The organism is Streptomyces durbertensis, from assembly GCF_014156695.1.
Classification (GTDB): domain Bacteria; phylum Actinomycetota; class Actinomycetes; order Streptomycetales; family Streptomycetaceae; genus Streptomyces; species Streptomyces durbertensis.
Map to the genome: position 1 here is coordinate 1 of NZ_WMLF01000108.1, position 14099 is coordinate 14099.

At 67.0% G+C, this 14099-nt stretch carries 3 protein-coding genes and 1 pseudogene; 2 read left to right on the forward strand and 2 right to left on the reverse strand.

Annotation, left to right across the window (positions count from 1 at the left end; translation table 11 throughout):
- Positions 1-2: 2 nt before the first annotated feature.
- Entirely contained in the window at positions 3-620 is a 618-nt protein-coding gene (locus GL263_RS10055; protein ID WP_182855262.1) for an ArsR/SmtB family transcription factor, read from the reverse strand.
- Between the two features lie 330 nt (positions 621-950).
- On the opposite strand from GL263_RS10055, the gene GL263_RS10060 reads away from it, so the two are divergent.
- Positions 951-5231, forward strand: a complete 4281-nt coding sequence (locus tag GL263_RS10060) for a LamG-like jellyroll fold domain-containing protein (RefSeq protein WP_182855263.1) — start codon at positions 951-953, stop codon at positions 5229-5231.
- Between the two features lie 195 nt (positions 5232-5426).
- On the forward strand, positions 5427-12278 hold the full coding sequence (locus GL263_RS10065) for a polymorphic toxin-type HINT domain-containing protein (RefSeq protein ID WP_182855264.1): 6852 nt from the start codon (positions 5427-5429) through the stop codon (positions 12276-12278).
- Positions 12279-12888: 610 nt separating this feature from the next.
- On the opposite strand, the pseudogene GL263_RS10070 reads toward GL263_RS10065, so the two are convergent.
- A pseudogene (locus GL263_RS10070) lies at positions 12889-13946 on the reverse strand (tyrosine-type recombinase/integrase); the annotation flags it as partial.
- Positions 13947-14099: the final 153 nt, after the last annotated feature.

Genomic DNA, 14099 nt, shown 5'->3' on the forward strand with positions numbered 1-14099 from the left:
GCTCACCGCTCGACCCCGTCCCCACCCGACCGGTCCTCCTCGTCCGCCAGCGGCGCCGCGGCGTAGAACACCGCCACCCGCCGGGCACGCGGATCACCCGCGTCCCGCGCCGCCAACTCCTCCACCCGCCGCTCGAACTCCTCGTTCAACTCCCTGAGCGACTCCGGTGTCAGACGCGGCATCAGATCACTGACACCGGTGTTCTCCCGCCACTCCGCACCGAGCCGCCCGGCGTCCATCTCCGCCTCGTACCGCGCCAGACTCTCCACCAGATGATCGACCTGCGCCCGCCGCGCGACGTCCACGAACTCCCGGGCCCCCGGCGCGCCCGACATCGCCGCGTTGCTCCAACTGGTCAGCTCGTGCACGGCCCGCCAGCGCCGCTCCCGCCCGTCCCGATGCTCCGCCTCGGCGACAAACCCGTGCCTCGCCAGCACCCGCAGGTGGTAGCTCGTCGACGCCGACGACTCCTCCGTCCGCGCGCCCAACTCCGTCGCTGTCGCCGGCCCGTACGTCCGCAACAGCCCCAGCAGCCGGATCCGCAACGGATGCGTCAGCGCCTTCAACGCCTCCCCATCCCGCTCCGGATCCAACACCCTCTTCCGCGTCTCCTCACCCATACCCGCAACGTAGCTCCGAAGGGCAGTATTGCAAAAGTACTTTTGCAGAAAAAACTGTGTGGTTCTCTGAGGGTGGCCTGGTGGCAACTCCAAGTGGCGGTGAAGCGCGCATCTGTCCCCAGGCGGTCGTGATCTTGTCGTTGCGGTGCCGGAACGGATCCGTTGTCTAGTCCAATGCAACCTTTTATGGCTGTGGTGAACCTCACCGGCGTGATGGGGAACCCGGGCGGTTGGTCCGAATTGCGGACCTGTCGCCTTCCTGGCCGCCCGACTAGTTTCGGCCTCTTGTTTGTCTTGACCGTCACGTTTGTAAACGGAGTGTGTGGGGGCATGGGAAGACGGGTGCGCGGAAGCGCACGAACGGGGGCGCTCGCGGTCACGCTGAGTGCCGCGCTCGCGGTGGGGCTGATGCCCGCCGCGCGGGCGGTTCCGGTGGAACCGCAGCAACCGACTGAGACCGCATCAGAGAAGACCGCCGCTGCCGCGGCGGCAACCGAGGCCGAGGCGCTGGAGCAGGCGAAGGCCACCGGCGAGCCGGTGGAGATCGCCTCTCAACGGGCCGAGAGCAGCGAAGTGTTCGCGCTGCCGAACGGCAACCTCGAGCGACGCGAGTACCTTCGGCCGGTCCGGACGCGACTCGGCGGCAAGTGGCGTGACGTGGACACCGACCTTGTGAAGCGCGACGGCGTCGTGGCGCCCAAGGCGGCGACTGTCGGGCTGGAGTTCTCCGGCGGCGGGAAGGCTCCGCTGGTCCGCATGAACCGCGCCGGCCGCCAACTGGAGTTGGGATGGCCGGGCGAACTGCCGGCCCCGGTGATCGACGGCGACACCGCCACCTACCGCGAGGTGCTGCCCGGCGTAGACCTGCGTATGGGTGCCCAGCCCGACGGCTTCACCCAGATCCTCGTCGTCAAGTCGGCCGAGGCAGCGGCCAGCGACGAGTTGACCGAGCTTCGGCTGAAGCTCGACGCCGAGGGGCTGGACGTCGAGGAGACCGACGAGGGCGGCCTGGCGGCGCTCGACGAGGGTGCCGGCACGGCCGTCTTCGAGGCCGCCACCCCCGTCATGTGGGACAGCAGCCGAGGCGCGGACACCGAGCCGAAGGCGAGCGCGAAGCTGTCCGCTCCCGCCGCCCGCTCCCTCGCGCAGCCGAAGAGCACCGAGCAGACCGAGCGGGACGAGCCCGGCGCCGGCGAGTCCGGCAAGCTCGCCCCCGTGGGCGTCAAGGTCCGCGGCGAGCGCGAGCTTGTCCTCACCCCGGACAAGGAAGTGCTGCGCGGCAAGGACACCGAGTACCCGGTCTTCATCGACCCGCAGTGGTACAGCCCCCGCGCCAGCGCCTGGACGATGGCCTCCAAGTACTGGGCCAACTCGCCGCAGTGGAAGTTCAACGGCGACCCGGACGCGGGCATGGGCTTCTGCGGCTGGGCGTACTGCCAGCCGGAGGACACCAAGCGCCTCTTCTACCGCATTCCGACGTCGAAGTTCGCGGGCAAGAGCGTGCTGTCCGCCGAGTTCGTCGTGCGGAACGTCCACTCCGCGTCCTGCGAGGCGCGCGGCGTGCAGCTCTGGCGCACCAAGGACATCAACAGTTCCACCACGTGGAACTCTCAGAACGCCTCCGGCTTCTGGATCAACCAGCTCGCCTCGCGTTCCTTCGCGCACGGCTACACCGGCTGCGCCGCCAAGGACGCCGAGTTCAACGTGAAGTCGGCGGTGCAGGAAGCGGCCGACAAGAAGTGGTCGACACTGACGTTCGGCCTGCGCGCCTCCAGCGAGACCGACCGCTACGGATGGAAGCGCTTCTCCGACAAGGCGTTCCTGCGGGTCCAGTACAACCGCCCGCCGTCGCAGATCAAGATGTCGCAGCTCACGATGGAGTACGGCGGCACCTGCAAGAGGCCGGAGAACCCCGCGCGGGTGCGCAGCCTCGGCAAGATCTACGCCAACAACGTCACCGACCCGGACGGCGACAACGTCTCCGTCCAGTTCCAGGCCAAGTGGGACAACGGAGACGGCAAGGGCCTCATCGCCCGCTGGAAGCCCGCCCGGACCACCGCGAAGAAGTCCGGGTCGAGCTTCTCGATCTCGATGCCGACGAGCATCCCGCAGAACCGGACCGTCCACTGGTACGCGCGCTCCTACGACGGCGCCCAGTACTCGCCGTGGTCCTACGCCGGTGACCCGACGGGCTGCTACTTCGTCTACGACACCTCCGTGCCGAAGGCGCCGACGATCAGCTCGGGTGAGTACCCGGCGTCCGATCCGGAAGACCCGCAGGACCCGTGGCACGACGGTGTCGGCCAGTACGGACGCTTCACGCTGAAGGCGTCCGACGGCGACGTCACCCGCTACCGCTACGGCTTCAACGGCGACCCGATCGCCGCCAACCAGATCACCACTTCCGGCGGCGCGGCCCGAACCGCCGACCTGCTGCCCGCCAAGCCAGGCCTCAACTTCGTGACGGCCCAGGCGTTCGACTCCGCTGGTAACGCCTCCGAGGTCCGTACCTACCAGTTCCGTGTGAAGTCCGGTCAGCCCGAGCGAGCCACGTGGCAGTTCGACGAGGGGTCGGGCGCGAGCGCTGCCGAAGGTGTCACTCCAGCGCAGTACCTCGGGCTGCACGGAGGTGCCACGGCCGGTGTCACCGGGAAGCGCGGCAAGGCCCTGCACTTCGACGGAAACACTGGATACGCCGCCACGGACGTTCCGATCGTCAACACGAATCTCGGGTTCTCCGTCTCGGCCTGGGTCAAACTGGACCGGAAGCCGGACGGGCCCGCCATCGTGGCCAACCAGCCCGGCAACCACGGCCCAGGCTTCGATCTCTACTACTCCTCGCACTTCGACCGGTGGGTCTTCAACCAGTACGAGACCGACGCACCGGACGCGAAGATCATCCGAGCGATGGCCGACAAGCCGGGTGGCGTGACGGCGGGTAAGTGGACACACCTCGTCGGCTCTTACAACAGCTCGGCGAAGACCATCAGTCTGTACGTCGACGCTCAGCTGGTCGGAGAGACGCCGCTGCCGAAGGCATGGGACGCGCGACGCGGCTTCCAACTCGGCGCCGGCCTGTACGGCGGTGAGGTCAAGTACTTCCTGCCCGGAGCGATCGACGACGTCCAGCTCTTCGACAAGCGCGTCACGCAGAACGAGGTGAACAAGCTCTACTCCCACCAGCAGGTCGGCGACCCCGGGCGCCCCGCCGTCGCGACGTTCGCACTCGACGAGGCCGCCGGTGCCGGCAGGGTGGCCGGTCACGGTGACGTGTTGCCCGCCGAGTACCACGGCGGCGTCACAACCGGTGTACCCGGGGTCGCGGGCAAGGCCGCCCGCTTCAACGGCACCAACGGCTACGCGCAGATCGGCCGCACCAGCGGCCCACATGTCGTCACAAGCCGCAGCTTCACCGTCAGCGCATGGGCCAAACTCGACCGCAAGCCCACGGGCACGGCCATCGTGGCGGCTCAGTCGGGACAGAACGGCCTGGGCTTCGGCCTCTACTACTCGGGACACTTCGACCGCTGGATTCTCAACCAGTACGCGTCGGACGAGCCGGGAGCCAAGGTCATCCGCGCGATGCAGCCGGAAGGCACCACGGCCAGGGCGGGTGAGTGGGTCCACCTGACCGGCGTCCACGACAAGGTCGCCGGCACCCTCACCCTCTACGTCAACGGCCGCAAGGCGGGAGACGTCGCCCTGGACGGAGCGTTCTACGCGGACCAGTCGATGTACGTGGGCGCCGCTCGCATCAATGGCTCGATGGCCGGGTTCTTCCCCGGCACCATCGACGACGTGCGGGTCTTCACCCGACCGGTGTCCGACAGCGAGGTGCAGCAGCTCTTCAAGCAGCGGCCGGTCGTCAAGGGCCGCTGGATGTTCGAGTCCGGCACCACCAGCGTCCCGGACGAGTCCCCCGAGGGGCAGGCCATGACGCTGGCCGGCGGAGCGCGCCGCGTCAACAACGGCTTCTTCGGCGGCGGCCTCGAACTGGACGGCAAGACCGCCTACGGCAGCGTCCCCTCCGTCCCGGTCGACACCAGCGGAAGCTTCACGGTGACCGCCTGGGCGCAGGCCGCGGCGCTCCCGACGAACGGCGTCGCACTCGTCGGAGCCGAAGGCACCAACCAAGGCGCCTTCACCGTCCGCTACATCCCGGACAGCTCTGAACGGACCCCGGGCCGCTGGCAGTTGGAGGTGGGCGACCGCGACTCCAACTCGGCGACGGTCGTGCACGCCGAGAACGGCAACTTCAACGACGCGCGGGAGTGGACGCACCTCACGGTCGTCTACGACGGCTTCGCGAAGGAGATGCGCCTGTACGTCGACGGCCAGATGGAGGAGTTCGTCTGCGCCGACGACGACGCCGACGGCGACGTCGACGACAGCGCCTGCCGGGAGCTCGTGCCATGGGCGGAGAACGCGCTGACCTACAAGGCGAGCAGGACCCTGCAGGTCGGTCGCACCAAGCGCGCCGGCAGCTGGGGTGAGTACTTCCCCGGCGTCGTCGACGACGTCTGGGTCTTCCAGGGCGCCCTGAGCGACACGCAGGTCGAACGCCTCGCGGCGGAGTTCTTCGAGATCCCGACCGAGGTACCGAACGCCTGATCACGCAGCGTACGGGCCGGAGCCGACCAAGGCTCCGGCCCGTACGCACACGACCACCCAACCAGTCACTGACAGCGCGCCGCCCCACCGGTGGCGCTCGAAACGAGGACTGAGAACACGATGAACGGGAAAGCAGGACCGCGCCGAAGAGGCGGCGCGTTCCGTAGACGAACAGCACTGGGGATATCGGCGGTCATGGTCGCCACCCTCCTCCAGGCCGCCGCGATGCCGGCCGCCGGCGCCGCCGACAAGGACAGCGGACTGCCGGGCCTCCCGGCAGCCGAGAAGCCGGTGGACGGCAAGGCCGTCAAGAAGACCAAGCCGCGCGCCGCCACCGGGCTGCCCCCGGAGGAGAAGCCGAAGGCCGCATGGCCGAAGGCCGACTCGGCAGTGGTCGAGGTCCCCGCGGCGCAGGCCAGGGCCGGGAAGGCCGCCAAGCCGGTCGAGGCCAAGGGCCTGCCGCTCGCGCTCAGCGCGGCGCAGCCGCCCACCAAGGCCGGCCGTGCCGCCGAGAACAACGGCGGCAACGGCCAGGTCCGGGCCCGCGTCCTCAGCCGCAAGACCGCCGAACGCGCAGGCGTCGACGGCCTGCTGTTCACCCTGGAACCGCGGCAGGACGCCACGACCAAGAAGCGCCGCGCCCCCGAACAGGACGCACCGGCGAAGGCGGCCGACACCGTCGAGAGCGTCGGCACCCGTCTCGACTACTCCGGCTTCGCCGACGCCTACGGCGGCGGCTACGGCGCCCGCCTCACGCTCGTCGAGCTGCCCGAGTGCATCCTGACGACACCCAAGAAGGCCGCCTGCCGCAAGACGAAGCCAGTCCCGACGACCAACGACACCGAGAAGCAGACCCTCACCGCCGACGCGGTGACCCTGCGCACCTCCGGCCCGACGCTGATGGCCGCCGTGGCCAGCGAGGAAGGCGAGAACGGCGACTACACCGCCACCTCCCTCTCCCCGTCGGCGACCTGGGACACCAACCTCAACACCGGTGACTTCAGCTGGTCCTACGACATGGGCGTGCCGGACGTCCCCGGCGGCATGACGCCGAACGTCGGCCTCAGCTACTCCTCCGGCTCGATCGACGGCCGCACCGGCGGCACGAACAACCAGGGCTCCTGGGCCGGCGACGGCTTCGACCTGTGGCCCGGCTACATCGAGCGCCGCTACAAGCCCTGTGCCGACGACGGTGTGAAGAACGCCGACGGCAACAAGCCGGGCGACCTCTGCTGGGCCTACGACAACGCGTTCATCACCTTCAACGGCAAGGGCGGCGAACTCGTTCCCACCAGCGGCAACGAGTGGAAGTTCAAGAGCGACGACGGCTCACGCATCGCCCGCCTCACCTCCAGCAACCGGGGCAACGGCGACAACGACGGCGAGTACTGGCGCCTCACCGACCCGGACGGCAACCGCTACTACTTTGGCTACCACCGGCTCCCCGGCTGGTCCGAAGGCAAGCCGGTCACCAACTCCACGTGGAACGTCCCGGTCTACGGCAACAATTCCGGTGAGCCGTGCAACGCCGCCACGTTCAAGGACTCCTGGTGCCAGCAGGCATGGCGGTGGAACCTGGACTACGCCGTCGACCGCCACGGCAACGCGCTCGCGTACTACTACACCCGAGAGCAGAACTCCTACGGGCGCAACCTCGACGCCAAGGCCAACACGCGCTACACCCGCGGCGGCTACCTCAACCGCATCGAGTACGGCCTGAAGTCCAGCTCGATGTACGGCACGCAGCCGCTCGCCCGCGTCCAGTTCACCAACAGCGAGCGCTGCTTCGTCTCCTCGTACTCCGACTGCACGTCTATCTCCAAGGACGCTGTCTACTGGCGGGACACCCCGTGGGACCTCAACTGCGACACGAGCGCCGAGTGCGACCGCGGCCGCTTCTCCCCGTCCTTCTGGACGCGTAAGCGGCTCACCCACATCACCACCGAGGTCCTGAACGGCAGCACCTACGACAAGGTCGACACCTGGCAGCTGCGGCACAGCTGGGGCAAGGCCGACATCGACTACCAGCTGCTGCTCACCTCCATCGAGCGCACCGGCCACACGGCCACCCCGGCCATCAAGCTGCCGCGCACCACGTTCGCGTACACGCAGCTCGTCAACCGCCTCGACAAGACCGGCGACGGCTACGCGCCGTTCGTCAAGTCCCGCGTCTCCACGGTCGACGACGAGTCCGGCGGTCAGATCTCGGTCAACTACTCGGCGCCCACCTGCGACGAGAACAACCTGCCCACACCGCAGAACAACACCACCCGCTGCTTCCCGCAGTACATCGGCGGCTCCGGCACCGACGACCCCGAACTCCAGTGGTTCAACAAGTACGTCGTCACCTCGCTCACCGCGACCGACCGCACCGGCGGCTCGCCCGACCAGGTCACCCGCTACCAGTACAACGGCGGCGCCGCCTGGCACTACGACGACGACAACGGCCTGACCAAGGAGAAGCACAAGACCTGGTCGCAGTGGCGCGGCTACCGCCACGTCAGCGTGCTCAACGGCGGCCAGGGCGGCACGTCCGCGATGCGCTCGCAGACCGACAGCTACTTCCTGCGCGGCATGCACGGCGACCGGCAGGGCCCGAGCGGCGGAACCAAGTCCGTCAGCGTCACCCTCGACGAGGGTGAGGGCGACCCGATCACCGACCACGACGCCGTGGCCGGCTTCAACTACAAGACGGTCACCTTCGACAAGCCCGGCGGCAAGGTCCTCGCCAAGACGGTGAACCGCCCCTGGCGTCACGAGACAGCAAAGAAGGTCCGGGACTGGGGCACCATCGCCTCCCACTTCACCGGCACCTCCTCCTCCCGCGACTGGATCTCCCTCGACGACGGCGCCGGTGCCGACTGGCGCACGACGTCCGTCTCGATGACCTACGACACCGTCGCGGGCCGCGTGGTCGAGTTCGATGACCGGGGCGATACCAGCACCGCCGCCGACAACCAGTGCACCCGCACGACGTACGCCACCAACACCGACCTGAACATCCTCAACGCGGTCTCGCGCGAGGAGACGGTGTCCACGGCCTGCGCCAACAGCCCGAACCGCGCGAAGGACGTCGTCTCCGATGTCCGGACCGCCTACGACGGCGGCGACTACGACGCTCCGCCGACCAAGGGCGACGTCACGGCGGTCGCGACCCTCAAGTCGCACAACGGCACCACGGCCACCTACTTGGAGTCCGGCACCACCTACGACTCCTACGGCCGTCCCCGTAACGCGACCGACCTGACCGCGAACGTCACCGTGAGCAGCACCGGCGGCATCGTCCGCACCGCCCGCGCCGACGGACGCACCAGCACCACCACCTACAGCCCGGCGACCGGCTTCCCGACGACCATCGTCCAGAAGACGCCGCCGGCCAAGGCCGGCGACAACACCACCATCCAGACCACGACCACCGAGGTCGAGCCGCTGCGCGGCCAGCCGGTGTCCGTCGTCGACACCAACGGTGTTAAGACGACCCTCACCTACGACGCCCTCGGCCGCTCCTCGAAGGTCTGGCTGGCGGACAGGAATCTGGGCCAGCATCCCCACAAGCACTTCCTCTACCACCTCAACGACGGCCAGCCGGTGGCGGTCGAGTCCCGCAGCCTGACCTTGAACGGCGGCGACCAGGTCTCGTCCTACACGGTCTACGACGGCTTCCTGCGTGAACGGCAGACCCAGGCGCCCGGCCCGAACGGCGGCCGCCTGATCTCCGACGTCTTCTACGACGAGCGCGGACTCGTCACCAAGACGTTCGCGCCCTACTACAACGAGAGCGCCCAGAGCCGGACGCTCTTCCAGCCCAACGACGCGCTCACCGTCGAAACCCAGACCCGACACGTCTACGACGGCCTGGGCCGCGAGACCGAGTCGCGGCAGATCGCCGGCAACGGCGACGGCGGCGCGGTGCTCGGCATCACCCGCACGATCCACGGCGGCGACCGCACGACCGTCATCCCGCCGGTCGGTGGCACCGCCACCACCACGCTGGTCGACGCGCGCGGCCTCACCACCGAGCTGCGCCAGCATCACACGCGTTCCGCCACCGCCGCGTACGACACCACTCGGTACGCGCACAACAACCGTGGCGAGCTGACCCGGGTCACCGACCCCGGCGGCAACGTCTGGACGTACACCTACGACCAGCTTGGACGCCAGATCCAGACGACCGACCCGGACAAGGGCACGACGACTCAGACATACAACGACCGTGGCGAGCTCACGTCCCGCACCGACGCGCGCGGCGCCAAACTGGTCAACGTCTACGACAATTTGGGCCGCCAGACGGCCATGCGCGAGAACAGCACGACCGGTCCTCTGCGCATGACCTGGACCTACGACACTGTCAGCGGCGCCCAAGGCCACCTCGCCGAGGCGACCCGCTACGTCAACGGCGCCGCGTACACCCGGAAGGTCACCGACTACGACAAGCACTACCGCGCGGTGCGCACCGCCGTGGAGATCCCTGCCTCCGAGGGAGCCCTCGCCGGCACCTACCACGAGGCGTCGGCCTTCTACATGAACGGCCTGCCCCAGACGCGGAGCTTCTCCGCCATGGGCAACATCGCGGGCAAGGGGTGGAACTACAGCTACGAGGACGACACCTTCCGTCCGACCGCTGTCTCCTCTGCCGGCTTCCGCGCGGACACCGTCTACTCCCTGACCGGCAAGCCGCTCCAGTACACCCTGGGCGCTTCCGGCAGCGGAACAAAGAAGACACAGGTCACCAACACCTACGAGTGGGGCACCCAGCGCCTCGCCACCTCCCGCGTCGACCGCGAAGAGGTGCCGGGCGTCGACCAGCACAAGACGTACCGCTACGACGAGATCGGCAACGTCACCTCGATCTCCGACGTCTCGCGCGACGGTACCGACACCCAGTGCTTCACCTACGACTACCTGCGGCGTCTCACCCAGGCATGGACGCAGGGCACCAAGACCTGCGCCGGCGCCCCGACCGCGTCCAACGTCGGCGGAGTCGCCCCCTACCGGCACTCCTACACCTACGACAAGGTCGGCAACCGCCTCACCGAGACCCTGCACGACACCGCAGGTGACAGCACCAAGGACGTCCGCCGCACCTACGAGTACCCGGAGCCCGGCCAGCCGCAGCCGCACACCTTGAAGTCCGTGACCCAGACCGGCCCGACCGGCACGTCACAGGACGCCTACGGCTACGACGAGACCGGCAACACCACCAGCCGGCGCGTCTACGGCACCACCCAGCAACTCACCTGGGACGCCGAAGGCCGCCTGGCCCGCGTGTCCGAACCCGTCGAGGGCAAGCCCGACAAGGTCACCGAGTACCTCTACGACACCGACGGCAACCGGCTCATCGCCCGCACCGACAAGGAGACCACCCTCTACCTCGGGGACCACACCGAACTCGTCCTCCCCAAGGGCGCCTCGAAGCCGAAGGCCACCCGGTACGTCCCGCTGGGCGGCGGCCACCAGGCCGTCCTCTCCGACGACGGCAAGTGGACCCTGACGGTCGCCGACCACCACGGCACCGGCAACCTGGCCATCGAAGCCGCGACGCTGGAGATGACCCAGCGCCGAACCCTCCCCTTCGGCGGCCTCCGAGGCACCCTGCCGAACTCCTGGCCCGGCACCAAGGGCTTCGTGGGCGGCACCGACGACACCGACGTCACCGGCCTCACCCACCTCGGCGCCCGCGAATACGACCGCATGATCGGCCGTTTTGTCTCCGTCGACCCGATCATGGATCTCTCGGACCCCCAACAGATCCACGGCTACACCTACGCCAACAACAACCCAATGACCTGGTCCGATCCGACCGGTCTTCGGCCCGACGGGCCTACCGGGCGTGGCCCGCAGTACGACGAGCAGTACTACAGAGAGAGGGGCAAGCAGGGCAGCGGTTGGTTTCGCGACAGCTACGGTGGCTGGAGCTACCGGGACGTGAACCGCCACTACGCGAGGATGGGCAGCACGAAAAACGCCATGGTGGTCAGCTACATATGGTCGCCCACGGCGCGAAATTCTGGAGTAGCCAGGGGATCGGGCACAAAAACATTTGTATGGGGTAAGGATCGACCTGAGCCAAGCATTGCTGAGAGAGTGGCGTTCGAAGTAGTTACCTTCCCTCTTCCGGACGTTGAGGCTTTCCAAGGTTGCTATAACCGAAACCTCGGCTCTTGCGGACAGGCGGCGATGAGCCTGCCAGGTCTGAAGATCGCTAAGAAGGTTGAGGAGTATGGCTCCGGTTTGATCAGATGGCTTTTCGGAAAGCCCAAGAAGGGCAAGGGAGGTCCTCAAGGGTGTAAATGCTTCCTTGCCGGCACTTCCGTCCTCATGGCGGACGGCTCGACTAAGACAATCGAGGATGTTGAACTAGGTGACGAGGTGGCGGCGAAAGATCCGGTAACCGGCGAGTCAGGAGCTCGTGAAGTCACCGCTCTCATCGTCACGACTGACGACAAGCACTTCAACGAGCTTTCGATCGCCACCGAAGACGGTGTAGAACTGCTCACAGCCACGCACGAGCATCCGTTCTGGTCTCCGTCCGAGCAGGACTGGCTGGAAGCCCGAGAGCTCAAGTCGGGCATGACACTGCTGACCGACGAGGGCAACACGGTCATCGTCACAGGAAACCGTCCCTTCACCAAGAAGGCTCAGACCTACAACCTGACAGTCGCCGATCTCCACACGTACTATGTGCTGGCGGGGGCCACGCCGGTCCTGGTTCACAATTCTAATGGATGCATTCACGCGTCCGTTGCATACCAGGATTGGGCTACCAAGGGGGCTCATATTCACATCGGGAAGAATGAGGTAAGGATCTTCCCGAATGGTCAAGGCGGGGTTGGGGCTGAAGGTATTCGCCTTCGGTCCGGCACGGCTAGTCCGAAAGAGGTCCAGAAGGTTCTGGATGAGATTCATTCGAATCCGAGCCTCAGGGCCGACATCATCGATAAGGCCAAGTCGGCTCGCGCCAGTATGAACGCTGGAGAGTTTGGCATGCAGTCCAATCGGGCAGCCGAGATACACTTCCTCATCAAGGCATTGGAGAAGATGGGGTGACTAGTCTGAGTTTCTTCAGCGATGTGTCCGTGACTGGTCAAGTTCGAGAGTTGGGGTTGGGGTCCAGTCCCGCTCAATGGGAGCAGGCTCTCGGCGACGGCTACGTCGATGACGTGCGCAAAGGCCGCATGCGTCGAGACTACGGTCTCGTGGAGCTGTCATTCCTGCGATCCGAAGGATCATGGGATTGTGTCGGGATTAGTATCCAGGTGCACCGATTGTCGCTGCCTCACGGAGATGTGATTCCTGAGTCGCTATTCCGTGCGTATGGAGCCTTCCCGGATCGAATCCCATTCTCCGACTTGATGCAATCTGTCCTTGAAGTCGGTATTAGGGTAGAATTGATCGAGGATGCTACTCGATCGCGCTATAGGAGATTTTGGATCCCTGAATCCCGCGCACTCATTCACGTGATAGATGAGCATTTGAGTGAGCCTGGATTTCCGGCGCCAGGGGATGTGTGGTCCATTGCCCTGTCGCGTGACGCGGAGATTTGGAAGGCCCCGCTCAAATAGATCGCTGGTGTTCTTCCGCTACACGGACAGGCGCCCCACCAGTTCTTTGGTGGGGCGCCTGCGGCGTCTTGACGGCAACGATGATGGCAACGCCAGCGGACGACGGCTGCGGCAGGCGGGTCGTCAAGGTCGTCGTCCTGGCCGCCAAGGGCGTGGCCCAGGGCATCGATGGCGTCACGCTGGAGTCGGAGGCGTACGTGTGCGTAGACGCCGGCGGTGACACCGATGTGGGCGTGGCCGAGGAGTTCCTTGATGACGACGAGTTCGACGCCCTGTTCGAGGAGCAGGGTCGCGGTCGAGTGTCGGGGGTCGTGGAAGCGGACGCGTCGGAGTCCGGCCCGGACGAGGAAGCGGCGGGTGAGGTTGTCCGGGTCGAGAGGCCGTCCTGTGGGCGTGGTGAAGACGAGACTGTTGTCTCTCCAACCCGGCCCTGCGGTCTCGCGCTCCTTGTCCTGCCGTTCCTGGTGCATCTTGAGGAAGTGGATGCAGTCGGACAGTAGAGCGATACGACGTTCGGATGCCCGGGTCTTGGTGGGCAGATGTGTGAGGCCGCCGGTGCGGGTGCGCTGGAGCGAGCGACGGATGTTGGCCGTTCCGGTAATGAGGTCGAGGTCTTCCCAGTGGAGGCCGAGGAGTTCGCCTTTGCGGAGTCCGGTGCGGAGGGCGAGTTCGTACAGGGCGTGGCGCCGGTCGGCGCGGGCCGCGTCGAGGAACTGGCGGGCTTCGGCTGCGGTGAGCGGACGGAAGCGTCTGGGCTGGTGCGTGGTGGTCTTGACGTTGTGGGCGACGTTTCGAGGCAGCTCGTCTTCGCGGACGGCGTGTTCCAGTGCCAACTTGAGCACCGAGTGCACGTAGGTCACGGTCAAAGCGGACAGCTGCTTCTGGCAACATTCGCCGATGGCGCGGCACCTCTTCCGTTCGTGTCCAGGCCCTGGGTGCAGCACTGACAGGTGGTGCGGAGCCGGTCGAGGAAGGTGCGCACGTCCTTGGCCGTGAGGCGGGCGACCTTCTTGGTGTCGAGTCCGGGGATGAGGTGGAGGCGGACGCAGGCGGCGTAGCGGGTGTGGGTGTTCTCGCGGAGCCGGTGGACGGCGACGGTGCCGAGCCAGTACGCGAGGTAGTCGCCGACGGTGCTGTCGGCGGTGGCGACAGGCGAACGGTCGTACCAGCCGGCGTTCGGGCCGCAGAGCTGACCGCTCTTGGGGTCGAGACATGCGACAGGAAACGTCGTCCTATGTGCCGGAGTGGCCGGACAGCCCAACCGTTCGAGTCCCAGTTCCTTTGGCCTCATGCATCCGCCTTGTGT

Bases quoted from the DNA above. Each gene is read 5' to 3' on its own strand.
- GL263_RS10055 (WP_182855262.1), bottom strand. From the start codon at position 620: ATGGGTGAGGAGACGCGGAAGAGGGTGTTGGATCCGGAGCGGGATGGG.
- GL263_RS10060 (WP_182855263.1), top strand. From the start codon at position 951: ATGGGAAGACGGGTGCGCGGAAGCGCACGAACGGGGGCGCTCGCGGTC.
- GL263_RS10065 (WP_182855264.1), top strand. From the start codon at position 5,427: ATGGTCGCCACCCTCCTCCAGGCCGCCGCGATGCCGGCCGCCGGCGCC.